The organism is Rhodococcus sp. KB6, from assembly GCF_001445685.1.
Classification (GTDB): domain Bacteria; phylum Actinomycetota; class Actinomycetes; order Mycobacteriales; family Mycobacteriaceae; genus Rhodococcus_F; species Rhodococcus_F qingshengii.
Map to the genome: position 1 here is coordinate 1 of NZ_LNAK01000163.1, position 25,335 is coordinate 25,335.

Consider the following 25,335-nt stretch of genomic DNA (forward strand, 5'->3'; position numbering starts at 1 on the left):
CGGCACTCGTACTGCAACTATCTCAGCCCTGCCGACTACGAAAACGCTCACACATCCGATAGCCTGCAGAAAGCCGCGTAATCACAAACCCCGTGTCCAGTTTCCGGGGTCAAGGCCCATGGATCAAATGGGGACCTTCACGAGCATCGGTGGCCCGACGCCTCCACGTTTGTTCCCAATGCAACTGAGATTGAACAGTTGAACGAACTCCGTGAGCACGGCACGGAGATGGAAGAGTCGGAGCGTCAGCCCGAGGCGAGAACTGAACCGCAACCGCGGGAGCAAGATTCAGGCAACGGGGCTCTCGACGTTGCCGGGTTCAAGGTACTTCAGTCGATGATGACATCGTCCCTGTTCTCGGATTATCTGCACTATCGTGCGATCAGGGCGCACGATCTGCCGGCGCTTGAGATGCGTGTGAATAGATACTGCATGGACCACAAGTGTCTCTCATGGTTCTGCACGGTGCTCGATATGCTCACGAGATTGCTGGTCTGGATAGTTGTCTTCGTCGGCCTGGTCTCGATCGTCGGCGCAACAATCTACCGGGCATTTCTATCGGAGATCTTCCCGATCAACTAGCAGATGGTCAGTTGGTCCACGATCGCGACTTTGCGTGGACCAACTGATCAATCAGCGAAATCGTCAGAAGTAGGTCGGTTTGATAAGTCGACCACCGAGCTGCGCCTTAATGTTCTTGCAGTTGTCGTTGATCGTCGTGTCACCGCAATTGATCATCCACTTCGAGCCCGCGACAAGGCCGTACTCCATCTTCACCGGCTCCATCAGCGACGAGAAAACCTCGATGTTGTCAGCCTGGTCGGCGTCCGAAGTGAAAACTGAAAGCACGGCGTCCTCGCCGGCTATCTGGCAGGTTGCTGACTGTGTGGCGTATCGGGTCGACTCGTTGATCGTGAAGTTTTCGCAGGGCATGCCTGCGGCAGTGAGGTCGTCCGCTATACCTTGCGCCGAGTCATACTGCTGTGTTCCGGATTTCGGTTTGAAGGTTTCTTCTTCGGCGGTGTCGTTGCTGGAGCATCCGCCGAGGATGAGTGCGGCCGAGCTGATGGCCGCTACCGCGGCGAGTGTCCTGTTCATGCGAGTATTACTACCAGGTTGCTCAGACAGTGGATACCAGTCGGTCCGAAAATTGTCATAGGCATAGGAGCCACTTCTCCAGCTCTGAGTTTTCGATCAGCCAGCGACCTTTGAACTTGCGTTGGATACCTTTCAGCTCACCGCTCTGCAGAGCCATGTAAATCATATTTGGGTGGCATTTGGCGATGGCCGCAGCCTCGTTCGGTGTGTGAAGTTCGAACATTGTGACTCTCCGTTGACGGCAATGGACGGCAGCACGTTATCGGTAGTGTGCGCGACAATCAACGTGTCGCCTATGTGAGCGTGTCGACTCCCAACTTCGGTTGTCATTCTTGGGTTTTCGCACAACTTCGTGCACAAGACCGAACACGAATGCGCCCCACCTGGCTAAGTGTCAGGTGGGGCGCTATTGGTCGTTTCGGGATCTAACTGGACAGGGACTGCGTGAACCACTCGTGAAGCATTGCGACCGTTTCGGGTGTGGCGTCTGGATTACGCAGAACGTAGTGCGCGGTGCATGAGGCCGCGTCGTCGGCGATGTTCGTTCTGCGGGCGCGGTTGGCGAAGAGCCTGGGGTGAACTGGCTTCGCGTTAGCCCACGGCTCCAGCTTCTTGGCTGGTTCGGCGGTGGTCGCCTCGCAGCGCTTTTGCGCAGCCTCGGCCTTCCGAGACTCGATAGTGGCTTCGTGATCGGGCTGCAAAACCATCAACGTCTCCAACGCCTTCTGCAGTGACTTCAGAAGTTCGAGACCCGTTGTCAGATCGACTTCGAGTTCGCGGTCATGACTCTGCTCGACCAGAACATCGTAGGCGGGAACTTGCCCCGGAGTGATCGTGGTGCGTGTTGTCACGCGCATTGCATAAGTGGTTCGGGCACCGAGGTCTTCCTTCGTGTGGGTGATTCGATAGGTGCCGTCGATGTCGACTTCGAAGTCATGAGCGGGTGCTGAATTCATGGGGGTACTCCAAGTGTGATGCAACGCCATTGGGCGCTGAGAATGGTTCTGAAGCAGTGGTCTTGATGACTCGGGAGGGAGAGAGGGAGCAGGAGGGAAGAGCGTTCCCCGTTCGCAAATGGAACGAGGACTCACCTGATGCTCGGTCGGTCGGTCGGTCACGAGTCGGTCAGTGGTCCACAGCTCGGGAATTATTCGGGCTGTCGAGGCCGGGATGTTTGAATCAGCGCTACCGCTGCCACGCGGTTCCTGTCCGGGCTCGCCTTCAACAGGTGGCTGGATTCAATCGGAATGGGTGCTCTGGCCCCTCTAACGGGCGACGACCACGATGGCTAGGCGTGTCACCCGATGACGCTTCGGGCGCAGAGATCGAACGGGGGATTGGTGACGAGCAGGTGCCGGATCGGTCTGTGTCACCAAGTGCCCTGTTGGATCAGGCGTGCCATCCCAGGAGGATCAGGGCCTTCAGCGCGCCGTATGCGACGGCATATGTGAGGAAGAGGATCAGCATCACGGCGGCGACTTCACGCACGTTTTCGCTGGTCGAAAGTTTGTCGGTAGCTCTTGCTACATTTTTTGTACGGTTCATCGGAGTCACATTCCGTTCGTTCCGAGGCTCCGGAGCTGGTGTTAGCGCACCAACCGGGGCCGATTTGGTCTGTCGGATAACATCGAGGGATAGAAGCCCGAATGACCTATGGGGGATCCGAGAGGGATTCCTGTGGTCATACTCAAGAATTCCCAGCTAGGAGACCCACGGCGTGGCCGAGTTCATTTACACGATGAAGAAGGTGCGCAAGGCGCACGGTGACAAGGTCATCCTCGATGACGTCACGATGAGCTTTTACCCCGGCGCGAAGATCGGTGTCGTCGGACCGAACGGCGCTGGTAAATCCAGCATCCTCAAGATCATGGCCGGACTGGACCAGCCGGGCAACGGCGAGGCATTCCTGGCTCCGGGCGCGACCGTCGGCATCCTCATGCAGGAGCCGGAGCTCGACGAGACCAAGACTGTTCGCGAGAACGTCGAGGACGGTCTCGGAGAGACGATGGTCCAGCTCAAGCGGTACAACGAGATCGCCGAGCTGATGGCTACGGATTACTCCGACGAGCTCATGGAAGAGATGGGCGAGCTGCAGGAGAAGCTCGATCACGCAGATGCGTGGGAGATCGACTCGCAGCTCGAGCAGGCTATGGACGCCCTGCGCTGCCCCCCGCCGGAAGAGATGGTCACTCACCTCTCCGGTGGTGAGAAGCGACGCGTTGCGCTCTGCAAGCTGCTGCTGAGCAAGCCCGACCTCCTGCTCCTCGATGAGCCCACCAACCACCTCGACGCCGAATCTGTCCTGTGGCTCGAGCAGCACCTCGCTGCTTACCCCGGCGCAATCCTCGCCGTGACTCACGATCGTTACTTCCTCGATCACGTCGCGCAGTGGATCTGTGAAGTAGACCGCGGACGCCTGTACCCGTACGAGGGCAACTACTCCACCTACCTGGAGCAGAAGGCTGCACGCCTCGAAGTTGCCGGCAAGAAGGATCAGAAGCTGCAGAAGCGCCTCAAGGACGAGCTCGCATGGGTTCGTTCCGGCGCCAAGGCCCGCCAGGCCAAGAACAAGGCTCGTCTCGATCGCTACGAGGAAATGGCGAACGAAGCAGAGAAGACGCGCAAGCTCGACTTCGACGAGATCCAGATCCCGGCACCGCCGCGCCTGGGTGACGTGGTCGTGGAGGTCTCGAACCTCGACAAGGGCTTCGACGGTCGCGTTCTGATCAAGGATCTCTCGTTCACGTTGCCGCGCAACGGAATTGTCGGCGTCATCGGCCCCAACGGCGTCGGTAAGACGACGCTGTTCAAGACCATCGTCGGTCTCGAGGAGCCTGACGCCGGTGAGGTCAAGATCGGTCAGACGGTCAAGCTGAGCTACGTCGACCAGAACCGTTCCGGAATCGACCCCAAGAAGACGGTCTGGGAGACCGTGTCCGACGGGCTCGATTTCATCGTCGTCGGCCAGACCGAGTTCCCCTCGCGCGCGTACATCAGCTCGTTCGGTTTCAAGGGCCACGATCAGCAGAAGCCGGCCGGCGTCCTCTCCGGTGGTGAGCGCAACCGCCTGAACCTGGCGATGACGCTCAAGCAGGGCGGCAACCTGATCCTGCTCGATGAGCCCACCAACGACCTCGACGTCGAAACCCTCGGCTCGCTGGAGAACGCTCTCGAAGAGTTCCCCGGCTGCGCCGTCGTGATCTCGCACGATCGCTGGTTCCTGGACCGGACTTGTACCCACATCCTCGCGTGGGAAGGTGGCTTCGGCGACAACGAGGCAGCTTGGTACTGGTACGAGGGCAACTTCGAGGGCTACGAGGCGAACAAGGTCGAGCGACTCGGCCCCGACGCCGCACGCCCGCACCGCGTGACTCACCGCAAGCTCACCAGGGACTGATCCGGTGTCCGACGTATACACAGCGCAGATCCAGGTCCGGTGGGGCGATTCCGACCGGTTGGGTCACGTCAACAACACGCGTTACGTCGAGTACATGCAGGAAGCGCGCATCCAGTTCCTGGAAGCGAAACTGGCGCCGCTCGGCGGCCGGCCGGGATACCTCGTGGTTCGAAAGATGACCGTCGAGTTCCTCAAGCCGGTCACCGATCGGTCCGGTCCCTTGAATGTGGAGATCTTCACGACTCACGTCGGGACTTCCTCGTTCACGGTTCGGCACGTCATCCGTGACAACGCGGGTGTCGAATGCGCTTTCGGCGACGCGTTGATGGTCGGATTCGACACGGTGTCCGAAAAGTCCAGACCGCTGGCGGACAGCGAACGCGCGGTGCTCGAAGCATCGCTTGTTCAGATGACGACATCGTAGATTTCGTTTCTCAGTTCACCCTAGGTACTGGTTGCCGCGGCTAGTCTCGAGTCAGAGATTGGTCGCGGCGATCAGAACCCACAAGGATGTGAGCCAGGAATGACAGACCGTGTACGGCAGCAGGGCACAGGCCTCGACGAAGCGACGTTGTTGACGCGTCTTCGCGAGGCCTTTTTCACGCATATCGACGAGGGTGACAGCGACGACGTCATCAACGGTCGATCGGATCGAGTCCTGCTCGCGCATCTTGCGCTCGGGAGGCAGCGGACCCCGGGCACGGCCGTATGGCGTGTGTACCGCCCGTCAGGATCCGAGGGTCTCGGCGCTGCCGTCCAGATCGTCACCGACGACATGTCGTTGCTCGTCGAGTCCGTTACCGCGATGCTCAACCGACAAGGTGTGGGAATCAGTCAATTCGCCCATCCGATCCTGACGGTTGAACGCGATGACTCGGGCAATCTGATGTCCTTGGGCGACAGCGGTATCCAAGAATCCTGGATGCACGTCCAGTTGGACTCCGAAGTCGAGGATTCCGCTCTCGACGCGATCGAAGCACACCTCGGCAAGGTGCTCGCGGACGTCCGCCAGGTGGTTGGTGACACCCCGGACATGAAGGCATTGCAACTGCGCGTTGCCGACGAGTTGGAGAGTGCTGCAGAAACTGCCTCCGGGAGGATCACCCCCGAAGAATTCTCCGATACCGCTCGGCTGCTGCGGTGGATGGCGGACGGAAACTATGCCGTGCTCGGATACCGGCGATTCGAGGGTACGAAGGACGGTTCACGCACGGTCGCCGGCAGCGGGCTCGGCGTGCTGCGCTCCGACGCGGTCACCGAAGGCCCGATGAGTTTGCCTCCCGTCGCAGATCTCCCGGATCGACCGCTTCTGGTCCTGACGCAGGGATCGTTCCCCGCCACGGTGCACCGCGCTGTCTACCCGTACTTCGTGGGTGTCTCGATCCTCGACGACGAGGGAAACATCGTGGGGGAGCACAGATTCCTGGGTGTGTTCACCGTGGTCGCACTCCACGAGAACGTCCTCGCGATTCCTCTGATCGAGCGCCGCGTTCGCGAAGTCATCGCGCGTGCCGGTGTCGACCTGCATTCGTACTCCGGTCAGGCGATGCTCGAGGTCATCCAGTCGTTCCCACGCACCGAGTTGTTCTCGAGCGACGCCGAGACCTTGTTCGAGACCGTCCACGCCGTGCACAGCATCGGGCTGCGTCGACAGGTGCGACTCTTTGTCCGCGAGGACACGTTCGGACGCTTCGTGTCCTGCTTGGTGTACCTACCCCGCGACCGGTACACGACGCGGGTGCGACTGGCGATGCAAAACCTGCTGTGGCGCGAATTCGGACCAGGCACAGTCGATTACACCGCCCGGGTTACCGAGAACGATCTTGCGCTGTTGCACGTGACGATCCGGCGCGATCCGGACAGTGAGCCGGTTCATCTGGATGTCTCCGAGGCCAACCGCGAGCGAGTTCAGGCTCTGTTGACCGAAGTCAGTCGTAGCTGGGACGACCGCATCAACGACCTTGTTCGTGAAAGTCCGGGTGTGGATCCGGAACTGGTGCAGCGGTATTCGCGGGTGCTTCCCGATGGATACAAGGAGGACTTCGAACCGTCACGCGCGTTGGCCGACATCGCCCGACTCGAGGCGTTGGCGCCAGGCGCGATCGACGTACTGCTCTATCGTGCTGTGGACTCCGCGCCCGGTGCCTGGCGCTTCACGCTCTTCGTCGGCGGCGACGGTATCTCGTTGAGCCAGGTGCTACCGGTGCTGCAGTCACTCGGCGTCGAAGTTCTCGACGAGCGGCCGCACGTCGTGCAGCGACTCGACGGCGTTCAGTGCTGGATCTACGATTTCGGATTGTCGGTACCGGCGGATCTTCGGGCGTCGGTCGAGATCGACCTCGATGCGCAGGTGCCGCTCGAGACCAGTACCGCCCCGCTGACCGAGGTCCAGAAGCGATTCACGGCTGCATTCGGTGCAGTCTGGTTCGGCCGGGCCGAAGCTGACCGATTCAACGAGTTGGTGCTGCGGGCCGGAATGTCCTGGCGGCAAGCCGTGGTGCTGCGTGCTTACGCAAAGTATCTGCGCCAGGCCACATTTCCATACAGTCAGTTCCACATCGAAGGAATCGCGCTTACACACCCGCAGACCGCGTTTGCATTGGTGCAGTTGTTCGAGGCGATGTTCGACCCCGAGAAGCAGGACGACATTCGCGTCGCCGAATTGGACGAGCAGTTGCGTGCGTCCATCGACGAGGTACTCAGCTTGGATGCCGATCGCATTCTGCGTGGAATGTTCTCCTTGGTGAAGGCGACCTTGCGTACCAATTTCTACGTCGTCGACGCCGATGGCCGCTCTCGCGACTACCTGTCGGTCAAGCTCGATCCCTCACGGATCAGCGAGTTGCCCAAGCCGCGGCCGGCTTTCGAGATCTACGTGTACTCACCCGAGGTCGAAGGCGTCCACCTGCGATTCGGCGCAGTCGCGCGCGGCGGGCTCCGCTGGTCCGACCGGCGCGAGGATTTCCGCACCGAGGTGCTCGGCTTGGTGAAGGCTCAGGCCGTCAAGAACGCGGTGATCGTGCCGGTCGGCGCCAAGGGCGGCTTCGTCGTGAAGAATCCGCCTCTGCCGACGGGTGATCCGGCCGTTGATCGAATGGCGACGCTGGAAACCGGCAAGGCCTGCTACACCACGTTCATCTCCGGATTGCTCGACATCACCGACAACGTGCACGCGGCTACCGGCGAAGTTGTGACGCCGGATCGAGTGGTGCGCAAGGACGATCAGGATCGCTACCTGGTGGTCGCCGCGGACAAGGGCACGGCGACGTTCTCGGATCTCGCCAATTCGGTTGCCGCCAAGTACGACTTCTGGCTCGGCGACGCGTTTGCCTCCGGTGGCTCCGTGGGATACGACCACAAGGGCATGGGTATCACCGCTCGCGGCGCCTGGGAAAGCGTCAAGCGGCACTTCCGCGAACTCGGGGTCGACACGCAGACGCAGGATTTCACGACGGTAGGCGTCGGCGACATGAGCGGAGACGTGTTCGGCAACGGAATGCTCCTCAGTCGGCACATCCGTCTGGTGGGCGCGTTCGATCATCGACACATCTTCCTCGATCCGAACCCGGATGCAGCGAGCTCGTTCGTCGAACGTCAACGACTTTTCGAGTTGCCACGGTCGTCATGGGCCGACTACGACAAGAGCCTGATCAGTGAAGGTGGCGGCGTCTGGGACCGCACGGTCAAGTCGGTTCCGATCGCCGAAAGCGTCCGGATCGCACTGGGTCTGGCCGAGGGGGTCACGAAGCTCTCGCCGCCGGAATTGATGCAGGCGATTCTGTCGGCACCGGTGGATCTGCTGTGGAACGGCGGAATCGGTACATACGTCAAAGCGTCGACCGAGACCAATGCGCAGGTTGGCGACAAGAGCAACGACGCCGTGCGTGTCGACGGTCAAGATCTGCGGGTCAAGGTGATCGGGGAGGGCGGCAACCTCGGCGTCACTGCTCTGGGAAGAATCGAGTTCAGCGCCAGCGGCGGTCACATCAACACCGACGCCATCGACAACTCGGCCGGCGTCGACTGCTCCGATCACGAAGTGAACATCAAGATTCTTCTCGATTCGCTCGTGCGTTCGCAGTTACTGCCCACGCAGGAACGGAATCCGTTGCTGGCGTCGATGACCGACGACGTGGCGGCGCTGGTGTTGGCGGACAACATTGCTCAGAACGCGCTGCTCGGAATCTCCCGCGTGACCGCTTCTCAGATGCTCGGTGTTCACCGCCGTCAGTTGACGGATCTGACCAAGGCACGTGGCCTTGACCGCAAGCTCGAGGCGTTGCCGACCGACAAGGAGATCGAGCGTCGACTCGAGGCCGGTGTGGGTCTGACGTCGCCGGAATTGGCGACGCTGACGGCGCACGTGAAGCTTTCACTCAAGGACGATCTGCTCGCAACCGAGTTGCCGGACAACGATTTCTTCGCCCAGCAGATCCCGCAGTACTTCCCGACCGCTGTTCGCGATCGGTTCGAAACGGAGATCAAGGCACACCCGTTGCGGCGGCAGATCGTCGCGACGATGCTCGTGAACGAAGTGATCGACAACGGCGGAATCACGTACGCCTACCGCTTGGCCGAGGAGACCGGAGCGAGCAGTACGGACTCGATCCGTGCCTACGCCGCTGTGCGAGAGGTGTTTGCGCTCGACGAGGTGTGGTCGCGAATCCGCTCGGCGGGCGTCAGTGCAGAGATCGAAAACGAGTTGATCGTTGAGTCGTGCCGCTTGCTCGACCGCGCGTCGCGGTGGTTCCTGGCCAATCGGCCCCAGCCGATCGCCGTCGGCGCCGAGGTTGCGCGTTACTCGGCGGCGTATCGGGCTACGGCACCTCTGGTCCCGGGGCTGCTTGCGGGCCATCAACTCGACGATCTGCTGGTGCGGGCTCAATCGGTGATCGATCGCGGGGCTCCGGAAGCGTTGGCGCTGGACGTGTTCCGACTGCTGGATGTCTACTGCCTGCTCGACATCGCGGATATCGCCGACATCGCAGATCACGACATCGCCGAAGTTGCGGAGCTGTACTACGCCTTGGACGCGCATCTGGGAATCGACTGGTTGCTGAGCGCGGTCTCGGGACTCGAGCGCGGCGATCGATGGCACTCGCTCGCGAGGCTCGCGTTGCGAGACGACCTCTACAGTTCGCTGCGGCAGTTGACGATGGAGGTTCTGGCCGGCGGCGAGCCGGGGGAGTCGCCGCAGGAGAAGATCGACGAATGGGAATCGACCAACGCCTCGCGGCTGAGTCGGGCGAGGGCAGCTCTCGTCGAGATCTTCGAGTCTGGGACGCTTGACCTCGCGACGCTCTCGGTGGCGGCGCGTCAGGTTCGTAGCATGGTGCGCAGCATGGGCACCCGATCGGAGGTAGGACGTTGAGCGAAGGATTCCACGCCGAAGTTGTGGTTCGGTGGTCCGACATGGATGCCTTCCAGCACATCAACCACGCACGGATGGTGACGTTGCTCGAAGAGGCGCGGATTCCTTGGTTGTTCGAAGACTCGCGCCCGACGGTCACCCTGCGTGACGGGGCCGTGATTGCCGATCTCCATGTGCGGTACCGCGGGCAACTGCGGCACGACGATTCGCCGCTCGACGTCTTCATGTGGGTGGAAAAGGTGCGCGCGGTGGACTTCACCATCGCGTACGAGGTTCGCCCCCGCGGTGCGGATCTCAGTGTCCCGCCGTCCATCGTGGCGTCGACTCAGATCGCGGCCTTCGATATCGACACTCAACGTTTGCGTCGCCTCAGCGGGCCCGAGCGCGAGTACTTGGAGAGCTGGCAACGTGCATGAACGTGTACTGACCGTGCCCGAGGAGGCCGAGCGAAAGAACTTGGCCGGCTTCATCGGTCATGCCTTGCGTTTGGACGAGTCCACGGTCATCCGGATGCGTCGACGCGGAGATGCTCACCTGAGCGTTTGGGCGTCAACGGGTTTCGACGCTCTCGCTACGCGAACCGTGGCGGGCACCATCAACCCTGACGACACCTCGGCTGCCGGCGATCAGTTGCTCTCGGCGGTGGAGCAGGCGACAAGTGAGCTGATCGATCCGGGGTTCGCCATGGATTCGGCGTGGCGTGGGGCGTTGCCGCCGATGGACGGCTTCGAGCACCTGGACGACGTACCCGCCCGGGTGCTGATCGAACTGGCGCAGCGGGGCAACGCCTTGGCACTGGAGCATGGAAGTAGTCACGGTCCGCCGGCGTCGTTGCTCGATCAGGACGTGCTCGAGGTCAGTGGTCCGTCCGGCACGGTCGGGATCTCGATGCGGGTTGTTTTTGCCTTGACCGCAATGGGATTCGTTCCGCACGCCGGGTCCGAGGCGATGACCGCCGACATCGACCTCGAGCAGATCGACGCCTCGGAACTGGTTCGGGTGCGGGCGAGCAAATCCTGGGTGCGGCTCGATGCACGGTTCGGTTCGATCTACCGTCACCGCGGTGGTTCGATACCGCTGATGGTCGCACGATAGGAGTTCAGGTGGCGGGTGCGTGTTCTCTCAGATCAGCCACGCCGCAGCGTTGACGGGTAGTTGACCGTCGACGAGTGGTGCGCTGCTCAACAGCAGCTGCCCGTTCGGCAGTGCGATCGGCACCTCCGTGGTGTTGAGAGCACAGATCAGACCACCGCGTCGACGGAAAGCGAGGCAGCCGGGGGGACTGCCGTACCAATCGATGTCGGCGCCGGAGAACTCCGGCCTGGCGCTACGAAGTTCGAGGGCGGCGCGATAAAGCGAGAGCATCGAGTCGACGTCCTCGATCTGCGCCTCCACCGTGAGTGTCGACCACTCGCGTGGCATCGGCAACCAGGTGCTCGCACCGGTGGTGAATCCGAACGGGGGTTCGCTTCCTTCCCACGGAAGGGGCACTCGGCAGCCGTCGCGTCCTCGCTCGGCATGTCCGGATCGTTCCCAGACCGGGTCCTGTAGTGCCTCGTCGGGCAGGTCGACGTTCGGCAGGCCGAGTTCGGCTCCGTTGTAGATGAAGCTCGCGCCCGGAAGCGCCAGTTCGACGAGGATCATCGCCCGTGCGCGTTGGGTTCCGATCTCACCCCCGCCGTAGCGCGTGACTTCACGTTCGACGTCGTGATTCGACAGCGTCCACGTGGGCACACCCCCGACCTCGGCGACGGCCGCAAGAGAGTTCTCCACGGCCTCCCGGACGGACTCGGCGGAGAATTCGGTTTCTGCAAGTCGGAAGTTGAATCCGAGATGCAGTTCGTCTGGCCGGATGTATTCGCCGAACTTCTGGTTGTCCTTCACCCAGATCTCGCCGACGGTCATCGCCTCCGGGAACTCGTCCATGACCTTGCGGATGCCGCGGTGGATTTCGTGAACTGCCGGGTTGTTGAACCGCGGGTCGTCGTCGGAATTGCGCATGAGCTCGTTGAGCTCCCAGTCGTGGTCCGGCAAACCGTCGGGCTTAGCCATTCCGTGGGCCACGTCGATGCGGAATCCGTCGATTCCGCGCTCGAGCCAGAAGCGCAGAGTCTTGGCGAGGTCGTCGAAGACCTCGGGGTTGTCCCAGTTCAGGTCGGGCTGTTCCTTGGCGAAGATGTGCAGGTACCACTGGCCGGGTGTTCCGTCGGCTTCGCTGACGCGGGTCCATGCCGGGCCGCCGAAGATGCTCGGCCAGTTGTTCGGCGGTTCGTTGCCGTTTTCACCTTTGCCGTCTCGGAAGATGTAGCGGGATCGCTCCGCAGAACCTGGCGCCGACGCCAGGGCTGCCTTGAACCACTCGTGCTGATCACTCGTGTGGTTCGGGACCAAGTCCATGGTGACCTTGATTCCGCGCTCGTGGGCCGACGTGATCAGCGAATCCATCGTCGCCAGATCACCGAACAGGGGATCGATGTCGCGAGGATCCGAGACGTCGTAGCCGTGGTCTGCCATCGGTGACTTCATCACCGGGCTCAACCAGATCGCGTCGATGCCGAGCAGTTCGAGGTAGCCGAGTTTCTCCTCGACTCCGCCGAGGTCGCCGATACCGTCACTGCCCGAATCGGCAAAGGAACGCGGATAGATCTGATAGAAGACCGCCTCGTTCCACCACGGGGCTTCGGGCCGGCTTACAGAGGACGAATCCGCGGGGGTGCTCACAGCAGTTCATAGTGCCAAACGTCTGGCACTCTCACGACTTGGACACGGTAAAAGCGTGACTCTTTACCTAGCCTTGGTGTACTTTGCATTCACGCGGTGACACCATGTGGCAACTTTGGTGTTACTGCCGGGGGAGAAGTATTCGGGAATTCAACCAAGGGGGCTTGGCCTTGACTTTGTCGGCAATCGAAGCGGTCAGTTTGGATCATGTACTGCTCGAAGATGATCCCATCAACCGCGACTGGATAATCTTCGGCACACCGGTTGCACGGTCGGCGCAATGGTCGGCGAGTAAAGACGGGACCACGACTACACACGTCTGGGATTGCACGAAGGGGCGCTTCCGCTGGTACTTCCACGCGGACGAAATCGTGCACATCATCGAAGGGTCGGTCACCGTTCAGGCCGACGGAATCGCCGAGCGAACCCTGAGTGTCGGCGATGCCGCACTCTTCCGTGCGGGCAGTTGGTCGGAGTGGGAGGTCGAAGAGTACGTGCGCAAGCATGCAATCTTGAGTTCGCCCCTGCATCCCACGGTGTCGTTCGGGGTACGAGCAGTCCGCCGGGTCGCGCGCGTGTTCAGGCCGAAGGCTAGGTAGACGGTCAGATAGCGGAGTTCACCATGGACGCGGCAGCCATCTCCATGTAGTCGATCAACTGCTTGCGGTGCACCGGGCTCAGAGTCTTCTCGTCGATGGACGCGATGGCGACGTGCATGCACCGCAGCCACGCATCACGCTCGATCGGGCCGATCACGAATGGATTGTGGCGCATCCGCAGACGCGGGTGTCCACGTTCCTCCGAGTACGTGTGCGGTCCGCCCCAGTACTGCTCGAGGAACATCCGCATCCGCCGCTCGGCCGGGCCGAGATCGGCCTCGGGGTAGAGCGGGCGCACAACCTCGTCCTTCGCGACCTCTTCGTAAAATCGCGCGGTGAGCTTGTGAAACGTCTCGGCTCCGCCGACGGCGTCGTAGAAGGTCTGCTGCACGTCGTGCTGTACGTCATTCATGGCAAGTTCCATTGTGCCTGACGGCCGTAGTGGTCGGTTTCCGGGTCGACGACGGTTGTATCGAGTCGGAGTGCGTACCCATTCACCGGAAATTCACCGGCCGTCCTGGCAATTTTGTTCGAAATGGGAGTGCGTAACGCGATCATCCGTGGTCAACTTGGGGGCAGTCTCCCGGAGGTCGTATGAAGAACCGACATGCTGCACGCAATCACCGACAACTCCAGCCCACTAGCGCGCGGAACGACCACGCGTTAGGGGCTGTTCTGGAAGTTGTTCCTGACGGGTTCGCGCACACTACCGACCCACTCTTTTCCGACGAGCATTCTCACCTCGAGATGTTCCCTCCCGATCGCGTCGTCCCCGAGTGGGTGAAACGTCGGGTGCTACTGCTCAACGTCACGTACGAACCGCTGACCGCCCTTCCTGCCAGGCGCGCGGTCGTACTGATGGCCTGCGGCAAGGCCGATACCGTCCACGAGGACGAACAGGGCCCGGTAGTCCATTCCGCGGACTGGTCGGTGCAGGTTCCCTCGGTCATTCGATTGCGCACCTACGTGCGCGTTCCATATCGCGCCCGCATCCCCATGACTCGTGCCGCGCTGATGCATCGTGACCACTTCCGATGTGCGTACTGCGGAGCCAAAGCCGAAACCATCGACCACGTCGTTCCTCGCAGCAGAGGTGGCGGGCATTCGTGGGAGAACTGCGTCGCGTGCTGTGCCCCCTGCAATCACCGCAAGGCCGACAAGATGCTCAGCGAACTCGGATGGACCCTCCGTGCGGAATTGGTCCCGCCGTCCGGACCTCACTGGCGTCTGCTCGCGGCGACCAAGGAATTGCATCCGGCGTGGATGCCTTATCTCGGCGTGGGCGCAGCCTGAGCTATGTGTCGGCGTGGGCGCAGCCTGAATTGAGTTCTAGCGTCACCGAAACGAAATTGCCCGAGAATTTGTGGCCCTGACGCTTTCCTTCCTGGCGTTCTGGGCTACGTTATCTGGTGTGAGCATTCTCGAGGTAGTACTGATATACGTTGGGATTCCGGCCTTGATCACCGCGTTCTTCGCGGCTGCGTCCTTCCTCGGGAAGAAGACGCCGGGACCGGTTCCGCCGGCGTTCCATCTCGGTGAGTCGTGGGATCACGCTCCCGTGCTGTGGAGTGCTGTCGACGAGGTCACCGTTCGCGGTGGCCATCACGGCAGTGCACACGCAATCGAAGCCGGTTCGGCTGATCTGATCGGAGGGTCCGCAAGTGGCAAGTGGTGATCATTCGACCGCGCTCGCAGTAGCGCCCGAGGACCTGCCCGTCGGCAGCGTCGTCACGTCCAGTGGACGCGTATCCGGTGTGCATCGCATCGGCGAGCCGTTCACCGACGATCTTCCGTTCGAGACCATGGATCTGGTCGCGCTCGACGTCGCGATGACCGAAGCGACGCGGGCCACCAAGGTGCGGTTCAACGCGTACGTCGGTGATCTCGGTTCTGATCCGGCAGCGGGTGCCGACGCATTGTTCCCGACCACGCCCGAAGCCGAGCGTTCCGTCCTGATCGCCGTTTCGCCCAACCAGCGCACCGTCGAGGTTCGCAGCGGTCGGGCAATCGCCGATCGGGTCACCGATCGTGTTACCCAGCTCGGAGCAACGGCAGCTGTTGCATCCTTCAGTGAAGGCAACCTGATCGACGGACTGATCAGCGCTATCCGCGTTATGGCAGCCGCAATTTCAGCGCCGTAACTGTTTGTCAGACACAGGCCGGTGCCCGCGTCGATTCGTGAGAATCGACGCGGTCACCGGCCTTTCGCATGTCAGCTCGCGTCGAACTTTCGTGCTGCGAGTGAACGAACCACGCCGGCCTGGCCTTCGACGACCAGGCGACGCAACGCGGGAGGGATGTCGCCTTCGAGGAACCGGTCTGCTGCCGCTACGGATTCGTCCGAGATCGACCACGACGGGTACAGCCCGATGACGACCGTCTGTGCCACTTCGCTCGAGCGTCGTTCCCACACCGCCGCGATATCGGCGAAGTAGCGGGAGACGAAGGGCTCGAGCAATTCGTCCTGGCCTTCGCGAGCGAACCCGCCGATGATCGATCGCGCGGTGATGTTGGGCACGGAGTCGTCGCCGACGACCTTTGCCCAGACCTCTTCCTTGACAGCGACCTGCGGACGTCCGGCCGCGGCCGCCGCGGCTTGACGAGCGCCCGCAGCGGTCGGGTCACGCTGAGCTTCGGCGTCGATGAATGGAGTTGCGGTTCCTTCGGCGTCGATCTCACCGGCGGCCGCGAGTGCCCCGACGATGCGCCAGCGCAGGTCCGTGTCGACGATCAGGCCGTCGAGCCCAACGGTGGAGGGATCGGCGTCGAGCAATTCGCGCAGTACCTCGGTGTGCCACGGGGAGAGTGCTGCGCCGGTGAGTGCGTTGACGAATGCCAGCTGGTGGTCGGACCCGGCCTCTGCCTCACGTGCGAGTTCGAGCAACCGATTGGCGAAGCTCGCCGCGCCTTCGGCCTCGGCCCAGGCCGGATCTGCGTAGGAGCCGATGGCGGTTTGGGCTTGGAGCAAGAGACGTTGCACCACACCGACTTCGGTCTCCGAACTGATGCCGCGCTCGACCAGCGCGACGAAGTCGCGTGCCTTCAGTTCGGCTTGACGGGTCATTTCCCACGCCGCCGACCAGACCAGGGTGCGGGGGAGTGAGTCGGTGATGTCGCCGACCCGCTCGATCGCCGTCGCCAACGATTCGGGATCGAGTCGCACGGAGCCGTAGGTGAGATCGTCGTCGTTGACCAACACGAGTGCACCGCGGGCGACGCCGACAAGTTCGGGGACATCCGTGCTTTCCACAGCATCGAGGTCGAGTTCGACGCGATGGCTTCGTACCAACTTGCCGTCGACGTCGTCGTAGATGCCGATGGCGATCCGGTGGATTCGCCGCTCGCCGGCGCCTGGTGCAGCACCGTCCTGCAGGACGGCGAAGCGGGTGAACTTTCCGTCTGTGTCGACATCGAAGTCGGGGCGCAGGATGTTCAAACCGGTGGTCTTGAGCCACTGCCGACCCCAGTCGGAAAGGTCACGGCCCGAGGACTTTTCGAGTGAGCCCAGCAGACCGTCGAAGGTTGCGTTTCCGAATGCGTGCTCACGGAAGTACTCACGCAGTCCGGCGAGGAACGGCTCGAGTCCGACGTATGCCACCAACTGCTTGAGGACGCTGGCGCCCTTCGCGTACGTGATGCCGTCGAAGTTCACCTCGACGGCGGCCAGGTCCGGAATGTCCGCGGCAATCGGGTGCGTCGACGGCAACTGGTCCTGGCGGTACGCCCACGACTTCTCGACGTTGGCGAACGTCGTCCAGGCGTTCGTGTACTCCGTGGCCTCGGTCTGGCACAGGACCGAAGCGAAGGTCGCGAACGACTCGTTGAGCCACAGGTCGTCCCACCACGCCATCGTGACGAGGTCGCCGAACCACATGTGCGCCATTTCGTGCAGGACCGTTTCGGCACGACGTTCGTACGAGTAGCGGGTCACCTTGGAACGGAAGACGTAGTCCTCGAGGAATGTCACGGCGCCGGCATTCTCCATCGCGCCCGCATTGAATTCGGGGACGAAGAGCTGGTCGTACTTGCCGAAAGCATAGGGAACACCGAAGTTGCGGTGGTAGAAGTCGAATCCCTGCTTGGTCTCGGTGAACAGTCGCTCCTCGTCCATGAACTCGGCCAGCGAAGCGCGGCAGAAGATTCCGAGCGGGATGTCGCCGTGCTCGTCGGAGTAGTTGTCGGTCCACTGCGCGTAGGGACCGGCGATGAGTGCCACCAGGTACGTGCTCATCTTCGGGGTGGTCCGGAAAACGTGCTTGCCGGGATCGGCGGCAAGGGTCTCGACGACCGCGGAGTTGGAGATGACCTTCCACGACGTGGGAGCGGTGACGCGGACGTCGAACGTGGCCTTGAGATCAGGCTGATCGAAGCACGCGAACATGCGCTTGGCGTCGGCCGTCTCGAACTGTGAATAGAGGTAGACGGAGTCATCGGTCGGGTCGACGAATCGGTGCAGTCCCTCGCCGGTGTGGGAGTAGATGCAATCGGCCTCGATGACCAACTCGTTGTCGGTAGCGAGATCAGGCAGGCTGATGCCCGTCGACTCGTCGTAGCCGGAGACGTCGAGCGCGGTGCCGTTGAGGACCGCGGAATGGACTCTGGCCGCGACGATGTCGATGAAGCTGCTTGCTCCGGCCGTGGCGGTGAACGTGACGGTGGTCTTCGAGGAGAACGTCTCCTCGCCGGGTGCGTCTTTGCCGTCGGTGAGATCGAGTTCGATCAGGTAGTTCTCGACGGTCAGGATTGCTGACCGTTGCGCTGCGGTTTCGCGTGTCAGGTTCGGTGCGACCACAAAGATCTCCTCGTAGATGGTGCGGATCTATTACGTCCATCCCATCACGAAGAGAACGACTTCACTCAAGCGGACACTTCTGCCAGCGGAATCTCCGGATCGGCCAACCGCTCCGGATCGACGGGACGCGAAGACGCGACCAATTCCTTGATGGCGTCACCGGCATCCCAGATGTTCACGTTCATGCCGGCGAGCACCTTGTTCGCGGAATCGAGCCAGAATGCCAGGAACTCGCGCTTGTCGACGTCGCCGCGAGTGACGACACGGGAGTAGCCGCCGTGCGGTGCGTGACCTACGTATTCCATTCCGAGGTCGTACTGATCGGTGAAGAAATACGGCATGCGGACGTACTCGGCGGGCCGTCCCAACATGGTCTCTGCGGCCGTCTCGGGTTGGTTGAGTGCGTTTGCCCAGTGCTCCACCCGAATTCGTGCATTCAGAATCGGATGCTGTGCGGCCGCGATGTCACCCACTGCGACCACGTCGGGGTCGCTGCTCTGCAGACCGGCGTCGACGAGAACCCCGTTCTCGACGTCGATACCCGCCTCCGATGCCAACTCGGTGTTCGGCAATGCGCCGACAGCGATCAACACGGCGTCGGCCGGAATCACGGTTCCATCACTCAAAGTGACACCCGAGGCGTGACCGCCGTCGACAGAGATTGCGGTGACGTCCGTGCCGGTGCGTAAGTCCACCCCGTTCTGGCGGTGCAGCGCGGCGAAGACCTCACCCATTTCCGGGCCGAGGGTCGATTCGAGCGGAAGGCCGGCATGTTCGAGCACGGTGACCTCGACGTCGAAACCGCGAGCCGACGCGGCAATTTCGAGGCCGATCCAGCCGGCACCGACCACGACGAGCTTCTTGTCGGCGGCCAGGGTGCGCAGCAGCGCGGCGGCCTGATCGACTGTTCGCACGTAGTGAACACCCTCGGCGTCGGACCCCGGGATGTCGAGGCGCCGCGACCGCGAACCGGTGGCCAAGGCGAGCTTGTCGTACCTGATCGTGGAACCGTCCGGAAGTGACACGGTGTGCGCAGCGGGGTCGATGGCCGTTGCCGTCGTTCCCGGGCGAAGATCGACGCGATGGTCGCGAAACCACTCGCCGTCGTGGACGGTGAATTCGGGGAGTGTCTTCTTGCCTGCGAAGAACTCTTTCGACAGCGGCGGACGCTCGTACGGGAGGTGGTCTTCTTCACTCAATACGGTGATCTCACCGTCGAAATCTCTGTCACGCAGGGCTTCTGCGATCTTTGCGCCCGCGAGCCCGCCGCCGACGATCACGAATCTCCGGTTGGTGCTCATTACTGAACCACTCCTTCGTACTCGTTTCTTTTCGACACTACTGCGATCGGGAGGTGGTTCGGGGGAAAGCGCGGGAAGGATTGCGGGTTCATGATTGTTGGCAGAACGGGAGTATGTCCCCGAACTGATATGACCTGACCGACATGAACTGATAGGGAGTTTCTTCGTGAGCGCAACCTCGAGCAAGACCACGGACACTGCTGACTTCTGGTTCGATCCGCTCTGCCCGTGGTGCTGGATCACCTCACGCTGGATTCTCGAGGCCCAGCAGGTACGCGACATCGAGGCCAAGTTCCACGTGATGAGCCTTGCGGTTCTCAACGAGGGCCGTGACCTTCCCGACGAGTACCGGGAGATGATGACCAAGGCCTGGGGCCCGGTCCGTGTCGCCATCGCTGCAGCGCAGCTGAAGGGTGACGAGATCCTGCTGCCGCTGTACACGGCTATGGGGACGAAGATTCACAACGAGGGCAACAAGGACTTCGCCGACGTCATCAAGTCGTCCCTCGCCGAGGTCGGCCTGCCACCTGAACTGGCCGAGGCCGCCGACACCGACAAGTACGACGAGGCTCTGCGCGAGAGCCACCACAAGGGCATGGACGCCGTCGGACCCGACGTCGGAACCCCGACGATCCATGTCAACGGCGTGGCGTTCTTCGGCCCCGTGCTCTCACGCATCCCGCGCGGCGAGGACGCAGGCAAGGTGTGGGACGGCGCAGTAGCGCTGGCCGGCTACCCCCACTTCTTCGAGCTCAAGCGGACCCGCAACGAGGATCCTCAGTTCGACTGAGCGGCAGTGAGCGCCGGATTTCGGTAGAGCTGGCCCGGCCGGAAGAACAGATGCCCTGAGTGCGTGCGGTTGCGAAGCGCAGCCGCACGCCAGGTCAGCACCGGATGCGACGACAAGATGTTGACGAACCACGGGAAGAACCCGGATTCGAGTGTCGCCCGATCGGCCAGTTCGTCGAACCCGACCAGACCCACCAGATACTTTCCCGCGCCGAGGACGCCCATCGCGCCCGGTGCACCCTGCGGACGCATGTGAAAGCCGAAGTTGTCCGCCGTGTACTCCATGGAACGCGACAGCGAAGATCCGATCACCGGAATGTAGTTCGACGCGAACTGTCCCCACTGGCGCCAGTACGACGCATGCCCGGCAGCGATGTGGCCGACCTCGTGGCCGATGATGAATGCGAGCGCATCGGGCTCGCGTGCCTGCCCACCGACTTCGAACAGGTCGCTGTAGACGACGACGAAACGGCGAAATCCGTGCCCCGACGCGAACGCGTTGATCCGTCCGTTCCCCAGCACGACGTAGGCATCCGGCGGAGTTTTCATGCCGAACCGTGCCGCAGCCTCGGCAACGAGCTGATACCCCTCCGGAAACTGTGAAGGCGTCATCTTGATTCCGTTGACCTGTTGCGATCCGTACAGCTGACCTCGCGCAAGGAACAGCAGGATCGGAGCCGCGAGCACCACGAGGATCCACGTCGACAGATCACCCGCAGCGATCAGAACGATCGCCACCACATAAGTGACGACCGTCGTCAGCACCGCGAGCACGAGTAGCGGGATTTCCCACGGGTGGCGAACGGCGTCACTGCCCGGTGACATACGAAGGGCGGGTGCAGCGGCCTGGCCGTTGACGGGGTACATGGGCACCACGATAGGTGTGCTCGCGCGGCGATGCGTGTTCCTGAAAGTGTGACGTCGACCCGGGTGCGCCCGGCTGGTCGGGCCTGAGAGAATTGTCGCCATGCGCGTATACCTGGGTGCCGACCATGCCGGATTCGAACGTAAGAACGAGATCATCGAACACCTGAAAGCGAACGGCCACGAGGCCATCGACTGTGGTGCTCACGAGTACGACGCCGTGGACGACTACCCGGCTTTCTGCATCGAAGCCGCAAAGCGCGTCGTCGCCGACGAGGGCAGCCTGGGAATCGTCCTGGGTGGCAGTGGCAACGGCGAGCAGATCGCAGCGAACAAGGTTCCCGGCGCACGGTGCGCCCTCGCTTGGAGCGTCGAAACGGCGAAGCTGGCACGTGAGCACAACAACGCTCAGCTGATCGGCATCGGCGGACGTATGCATTCCCTCGAGGAATCGCTTGCCATCGTCGACGCTTTCCTCGCCACCGCATGGTCGGGTGAAGAGCGCCACCAGCGTCGTATCGACATCCTGTCCGAGTACGAGAAGACCGGCGTCGCACCGGCTCTGCCGCAAGCCTGATCCGAAAGTTGTTCCGTGCCTGAAGGTCATACCCTGCACCGGCTGGCACGGTTGCATGCCCGCAAGTTCGTCGGTTCACCGGTCCGCGTCCTCAGTCCGCAAGGCAGATTCGCCGAGGACGCGCGCCTGGTGGACGGACACGTACTCACGTCCTCGGATGCCTGGGGAAAGCACCTCTGGCACACGTACGACAACGGTCTGACAGTTCACGTACACCTCGGGTTGTACGGAAAGTTCACCGACGTCACCCTGCCGATGGAAGAACCGGTAGGCCAGGTCCGGATGCGAATGGTCGGTGCCGACTTCGGCACCGACCTTCGTGGTCCCACCGCCTGCGAAGTCCTGCTACCTCCTCAGGTCGCCGCGATCGAGGCCAGACTCGGGCCGGACCCACTGCGCCGCGACGCGGATCCAGAGAAGGCCTGGTTGCGAATCTCCAAGTCCAAGACGGCAATCGGCGCCCTGCTGATGGACCAGGCGGTCCTGGCGGGTGTCGGCAACGTCTATCGCGCCGAACTTCTCTTTCGTCACGGAATCAACCCTGAACGACCGGGGAATCTCGTCTCTCACGGCGAGTGGACCGCCATGTGGGCAGACCTAGTCGAATTGATGAAAGTCGGCGTCAGACGGGGGAAGATGCACGTCGTTCGCGCCGAGCACGACAACGGAGATCCGGCGTACGCGAAGGATCGTCCGCGTACCTATGTCTACAGAAGAGCAGGATCGCCGTGCCGCGTGTGCGGCACACCGATCCTGCATTCCGTCATGAAGGCACGAAACCTGTTCTGGTGCCCGGTGTGTCAGTCGGCTTAGAAGTCGAAGCCGCCGAAGTCCCCGCCGCCCCCGAAATCCATTCCGCCTCCGTCGCCACCAGACCAGTCGCTTCCGCCGTCAGCGGTGTAGTCCGTGTTGTCGATACTTCCTTGGTCGGCGCCGGGATCACCGGCGTCCATACCCTGATCTCCCGAGTCACCGGAGCCTGTGTCGGCGCCGGGATCGCCACCCTGGGCGAAAGCCTCTGCGCCGTAAGGAACCCCGGCCATGCCGGAGAACATGGTCGAGAACAGCATCATCGAACCCAGACCCCAGGCGCCGGCGACGAGTGCAGGCTTCCACCAGGGTTCGGAGTACCAGCCGGCCGGGACCGGGCGTCCGGCGACTCGGCCACCGGGGTAGTAGTTGGGTGTGTGCGACGACGGATTGGGTGATGCGGCGACCTTGCGGCCCTCGAATTCGACCTCACGGTCTTCGGTGACCGAACCGGCAGCCTTCTGTCCGTCGATGGAAGGAACTTCCGGTCCCGGATCCATGCCCATCGCCACCCGTGCCGCGCGGATGTAGTAAAGCCCTTCCAGTGCAGTCTGTTTCGCGAGACGTGCTTGGACCGGCGTTGCGGCCTGATCGATCTGCGAGCCTGCGGCGTTGTACCGTTCGGCCGCGTCGGCGAGGGCTTGGCGCGACGCGTCGTCACTGCCGGTCAGGTTGTAGACCTGACCGCCGAGGCGTTCGATCGCCTGCCGGGCATCGGCTTTCGCATCGTCGAGTTGTGTTGCGCTGTGGCCGGAACCGCGTTGCTGGCTTTTCATGACCAGAAATACGACTACGGCCAGAACGACGAGTATGAGAAGAATCGTGGTCACGAGTGGCCTCCCGAGCAGAATCGATCCGGACAACTCCAGGATACGGACCGCAGGGGAGTGGTCTGAGTGGACAAAGTCGGAATACAAAAAATCCGCACCGGCTGGGCCGATGCGGATCTTTTGTGGAGTTTCCCTCTTGATGGAGGGGATGACGGGAATCGAACCCGCGTGATCAGTTTGGAAGACTGAGGCTCTACCATTGAGCTACATCCCCGTGCATACGACAACTCGGGATCGCCGTGTTCGTCGTCTGCGATACGAAACTGTACCCAATGCCCCACCGGATTTCATAATCGGGGGGTCGGAGAAGTTCGAGACCGTCGTTCACCTGGGGAATTGGCGAATGGCTCGGCGAGTCGGGGTGTCTCGGCCGCAGGCGCGACTTCTGATTCCGGCTCTGAATGGCAGTTGAGGCAACGCTGTATGTGGCTGCCGTATGTGGCTGCCGTCGGATGACATACTGACGGGGTCGACAGCCGGGCCGTGTACAAATGGCGGTCGGGTTCGTGAGAGAGTAGTGAGCGCGATAGGGTTGTGCGCGGTCACCGATGGTGGCTGCCTTTGTGGCCCGCTGTCTTTGTGGCCTCGGATGGCCGTATCGTGTGTTTCATGTGATCGGAAACGGGATGTAGCGCAGCTTGGTAGCGCATCCGCTTTGGGAGCGGAGGGTCGCAGGTTCAAATCCTGTCATCCCGACAAGTACGTACATGGCACTTCACCTCCAGTAAGTCCGGGAGTGAAGTGCCGCGCCAGACAGCAGTACCGATTCAACACAAGTTGTGAGCAAGACCAGACGAAGGAGCGAAGTTTCGTGAAGAGCACCGTCGAGCAGCTCAGCCCGACGCGAGTCCGTATCAACGTTGAGGTGCCCTTCGCGGAACTCAAGTCTGATTTCGACAAGGCCTACAAGGCCCTCGCGCAGCAGATTCGTCTCCCCGGCTTCCGTCCCGGCAAGGCTCCGGCCCGCCTCCTCGAAGCGCGTGTCGGTCGCGGCGCTGTGCTCGAGCAGGTCGTCAACGACGCTCTGCCGTCGCGTTACTCCGAGGCTGTCACCAGCGCCGGCGTGAAGGCCATCGGCCAGCCCGAGATCGAGGTCACCAAGATCGAAGACGGCGAGCTCCTCGAGTTCACCGCCGAGGTCGACGTGCGCCCCGAGATCGAGCTCCCTGACTTCAGCTCCATCAACGTCGAGGTCGATCCGATCGAGATCACCGACGAAGCCATCGAAGAGCAGCTGCTTTCGCTGCGTCAGCGTTTCGGCACCCTCACCGGCGTCGACCGCGCAGTCGAGGACGGCGACTTCGTCTCCATCGATCTGTCGGCCACCGTCGACGGCGAGAACGTTGCCGAGGCAACCGCGAGCGGACTGTCGCACGAGGTCGGTTCGGGCCAGCTCATCGAGGGCCTCGACGAAGCCATCATCGGCCTCAAGGCGGGGGAGTCCAAGGACTTCACATCGACGCTGGTCGCCGGCGAGTACGCAGGCAAGGAAGCTGTTGTCACCGTGACCGTGCAGACGGTCAAGGAGCGCGAGCTTCCGGCTGAGGACGACGAGTTCGCTCAGCTCGCCAGCGAGTTCGACACCCTGGAAGAACTGAAGGCTGACCTCCGTGAGCGCGTCGCACGCGTCCGCAAGGTCGAGCAGGCCGGTCAGATCCGCGACAAGGTTCTCGAGCAGCTGCTCGAGACCGTCGAGGTTCCGTTGCCGGAGGCTGTCGTCAAGGCTGAGGTCGACGCTGCACTGCACGACGCCGTTCACGGTCTCGATCACGACGAAGAGGCACTGAACAAGCTCCTCGAAGAGCAGGGCAGCAGCCGCGAAGAGTTCGACAAGGATGCACAGGAAGCCGCTGAGCGCTCCGTCAAGACGCAGCTCTTGCTCGACTCGATTGCCGATGCGGGCAACGTCACCGTCGGTCAGGACGAGCTCACCGAGCGCATCCTGTTCCAGGCGCAGCGTTACGGCATGGCTCCTGAGCAGTTCATCCAGCAGATCCAGCAGGCCAACCAGCTCGGCGCCGTCTTCGCAGACGTCCGTCGTGGCAAGGCTCTCGCGTCCGTCGTCGAGTCGGCCGGTGTCAAGGACACCTCCGGCGCAGTTGTCGACACCGCAGAGCTGTTCGGCAGCAGTGAGGCCGAAACCGAAGCGGACGAGTCTGATTCCGCCGAGAGCGAAGACAAGTAAA

At 62.2% G+C, this 25,335-nt stretch carries 23 protein-coding genes and 2 tRNA genes; 14 read left to right on the top strand and 11 right to left on the bottom strand.

Annotation, left to right across the window (positions count from 1 at the left end; all coding sequences use genetic code 11):
- Positions 1-645 precede the first annotated feature (645 nt).
- From ASU23_RS30945 to ASU23_RS34105, 4 genes are all read right to left on the bottom strand, one after another.
- Entirely contained in the window at positions 646-1,098 is a 453-nt protein-coding gene (locus ASU23_RS30945) for a hypothetical protein (protein ID WP_058039384.1), read from the bottom strand.
- Positions 1,099-1,153: 55 nt separating this feature from the next.
- On the bottom strand, positions 1,154-1,321 hold the full coding sequence (locus tag ASU23_RS35375; protein WP_082661507.1) for a helix-turn-helix domain-containing protein: 168 nt from the start codon (positions 1,319-1,321) through the stop codon (positions 1,154-1,156).
- A gap of 202 nt (positions 1,322-1,523) precedes the next feature.
- The gene (locus tag ASU23_RS30950; protein WP_058039385.1) at positions 1,524-2,054 is read right to left on the bottom strand and encodes a hypothetical protein; all 531 of its coding nucleotides are present in this window, start codon (positions 2,052-2,054) and stop codon (positions 1,524-1,526) included.
- A gap of 433 nt (positions 2,055-2,487) precedes the next feature.
- Positions 2,488-2,643, bottom strand: a complete 156-nt coding sequence (locus ASU23_RS34105) for a hypothetical protein (protein WP_156423215.1) — start codon at positions 2,641-2,643, stop codon at positions 2,488-2,490.
- A 172-nt stretch (positions 2,644-2,815) separates the two neighbouring features.
- Between ASU23_RS34105 and ettA the strand changes: the two genes are divergently transcribed.
- The 5 genes from ettA to ASU23_RS30975 all read left to right on the top strand — a co-directional run bounded on the left by ettA (position 2,816) and on the right by ASU23_RS30975 (position 10,961).
- The gene (gene ettA / locus ASU23_RS30955; protein ID WP_007730925.1) at positions 2,816-4,495 is read left to right on the top strand and encodes an energy-dependent translational throttle protein EttA; all 1,680 of its coding nucleotides are present in this window, start codon (positions 2,816-2,818) and stop codon (positions 4,493-4,495) included.
- A 4-nt stretch (positions 4,496-4,499) separates the two neighbouring features.
- Positions 4,500-4,919 carry a thioesterase family protein gene (locus ASU23_RS30960; protein ID WP_003944475.1) on the top strand — a complete coding sequence of 140 codons (420 nt, stop codon included), beginning with the start codon at positions 4,500-4,502 and terminating at the stop codon, positions 4,917-4,919.
- Positions 4,920-5,018: 99 nt separating this feature from the next.
- Positions 5,019-9,866 (top strand): NAD-glutamate dehydrogenase, encoded by a 4,848-nt coding sequence (locus tag ASU23_RS30965; protein ID WP_042450238.1) that lies wholly within the window; start codon positions 5,019-5,021, stop codon positions 9,864-9,866.
- Positions 9,863-10,282, top strand: a complete 420-nt coding sequence (locus ASU23_RS30970; RefSeq protein WP_003944573.1) for a thioesterase family protein — start codon at positions 9,863-9,865, stop codon at positions 10,280-10,282. Before ASU23_RS30965 ends, ASU23_RS30970 begins: the two co-directional genes overlap by 4 nt.
- Complete coding sequence (locus ASU23_RS30975) at positions 10,275-10,961, top strand: hypothetical protein (RefSeq protein ID WP_030536651.1); 687 nt, start codon at positions 10,275-10,277, stop codon at positions 10,959-10,961. The genes ASU23_RS30970 and ASU23_RS30975 overlap by 8 nt, the downstream gene beginning before the upstream one ends.
- Before the next feature lie 27 nt (positions 10,962-10,988).
- Here the strand turns inward: ASU23_RS30975 and ASU23_RS30980 are convergent, their stop codons facing one another.
- Complete coding sequence (locus ASU23_RS30980) at positions 10,989-12,587, bottom strand: glycoside hydrolase family 13 protein (RefSeq protein ID WP_058039386.1); 1,599 nt, start codon at positions 12,585-12,587, stop codon at positions 10,989-10,991.
- A gap of 164 nt (positions 12,588-12,751) precedes the next feature.
- Between ASU23_RS30980 and ASU23_RS30985 the strand changes: the two genes are divergently transcribed.
- A complete protein-coding gene (locus tag ASU23_RS30985; RefSeq protein ID WP_054187692.1) occupies positions 12,752-13,186 on the top strand; it encodes a cupin domain-containing protein in 435 nt (144 codons plus the stop codon).
- A 4-nt stretch (positions 13,187-13,190) separates the two neighbouring features.
- Here ASU23_RS30985 and ASU23_RS30990 read toward each other — a convergent pair whose 3' ends face one another.
- A complete protein-coding gene (locus tag ASU23_RS30990; RefSeq protein ID WP_003944464.1) occupies positions 13,191-13,598 on the bottom strand; it encodes a globin in 408 nt (135 codons plus the stop codon).
- 182 nt (positions 13,599-13,780) lie between these two features.
- Between ASU23_RS30990 and ASU23_RS30995 the strand changes: the two genes are divergently transcribed.
- The 3 genes from ASU23_RS30995 to ASU23_RS31005 all read left to right on the top strand — a co-directional run bounded on the left by ASU23_RS30995 (position 13,781) and on the right by ASU23_RS31005 (position 15,327).
- Positions 13,781-14,479 carry an HNH endonuclease gene (locus ASU23_RS30995; protein ID WP_172403517.1) on the top strand — a complete coding sequence of 233 codons (699 nt, stop codon included), beginning with the start codon at positions 13,781-13,783 and terminating at the stop codon, positions 14,477-14,479.
- Positions 14,480-14,597: 118 nt separating this feature from the next.
- Complete coding sequence (locus ASU23_RS31000; protein ID WP_007730943.1) at positions 14,598-14,861, top strand: hypothetical protein; 264 nt, start codon at positions 14,598-14,600, stop codon at positions 14,859-14,861.
- Positions 14,848-15,327, top strand: a complete 480-nt coding sequence (locus ASU23_RS31005) for a DUF5130 domain-containing protein (RefSeq protein WP_003944512.1) — start codon at positions 14,848-14,850, stop codon at positions 15,325-15,327. Before ASU23_RS31000 ends, ASU23_RS31005 begins: the two co-directional genes overlap by 14 nt.
- Positions 15,328-15,398: 71 nt before the next feature.
- Here ASU23_RS31005 and pepN read toward each other — a convergent pair whose 3' ends face one another.
- Together pepN and ASU23_RS31015 are read right to left on the bottom strand one after the other, a co-directional pair.
- On the bottom strand, positions 15,399-17,978 hold the full coding sequence (pepN, locus tag ASU23_RS31010) for an aminopeptidase N (protein ID WP_058039387.1): 2,580 nt from the start codon (positions 17,976-17,978) through the stop codon (positions 15,399-15,401).
- A gap of 65 nt (positions 17,979-18,043) precedes the next feature.
- Entirely contained in the window at positions 18,044-19,279 is a 1,236-nt protein-coding gene (locus tag ASU23_RS31015) for an NAD(P)/FAD-dependent oxidoreductase (protein WP_058039388.1), read from the bottom strand.
- 166 nt (positions 19,280-19,445) lie between these two features.
- Here ASU23_RS31015 and ASU23_RS31020 point away from each other — a divergent pair, with 166 nt between their 5' ends.
- The gene (locus ASU23_RS31020) at positions 19,446-20,069 is read left to right on the top strand and encodes a DsbA family protein (RefSeq protein ID WP_003944541.1); all 624 of its coding nucleotides are present in this window, start codon (positions 19,446-19,448) and stop codon (positions 20,067-20,069) included.
- Here ASU23_RS31020 and ASU23_RS31025 read toward each other — a convergent pair.
- Positions 20,057-20,893, bottom strand: coding sequence for a M48 family metallopeptidase (locus tag ASU23_RS31025; protein ID WP_228232720.1), 837 nt, complete (start codon positions 20,891-20,893; stop codon positions 20,057-20,059). The genes ASU23_RS31020 and ASU23_RS31025 overlap by 13 nt on opposite strands.
- A 142-nt stretch (positions 20,894-21,035) precedes the next feature.
- On the opposite strand from ASU23_RS31025, the gene ASU23_RS31030 reads away from it, so the two are divergent.
- Positions 21,036-21,509, top strand: coding sequence for a ribose-5-phosphate isomerase (locus tag ASU23_RS31030; RefSeq protein ID WP_003944571.1), 474 nt, complete (start codon positions 21,036-21,038; stop codon positions 21,507-21,509).
- A gap of 15 nt (positions 21,510-21,524) precedes the next feature.
- A complete protein-coding gene (locus ASU23_RS31035) occupies positions 21,525-22,322 on the top strand; it encodes an Fpg/Nei family DNA glycosylase (protein WP_058039389.1) in 798 nt (265 codons plus the stop codon).
- On the opposite strand, the gene ASU23_RS31040 is transcribed toward ASU23_RS31035, so the two are convergent.
- Complete coding sequence (locus ASU23_RS31040) at positions 22,319-23,095, bottom strand: hypothetical protein (protein ID WP_050654637.1); 777 nt, start codon at positions 23,093-23,095, stop codon at positions 22,319-22,321. The two genes, ASU23_RS31035 and ASU23_RS31040, sit on opposite strands and share 4 nt — an antisense overlap.
- 194 nt (positions 23,096-23,289) lie before the next feature.
- Positions 23,290-23,363 (bottom strand) — tRNA-Gly (locus tag ASU23_RS31045).
- A gap of 408 nt (positions 23,364-23,771) precedes the next feature.
- On the opposite strand from ASU23_RS31045, the gene ASU23_RS31050 reads away from it, so the two are divergent.
- Together ASU23_RS31050 and tig are read left to right on the top strand one after the other, a co-directional pair.
- Positions 23,772-23,845 (top strand) — tRNA-Pro (locus tag ASU23_RS31050).
- 115 nt (positions 23,846-23,960) lie between these two features.
- Positions 23,961-25,334, top strand: coding sequence for a trigger factor (tig, locus tag ASU23_RS31055; protein WP_007730958.1), 1,374 nt, complete (start codon positions 23,961-23,963; stop codon positions 25,332-25,334).
- The last annotated feature ends 1 nt before the right edge of the window (position 25,335 follow it).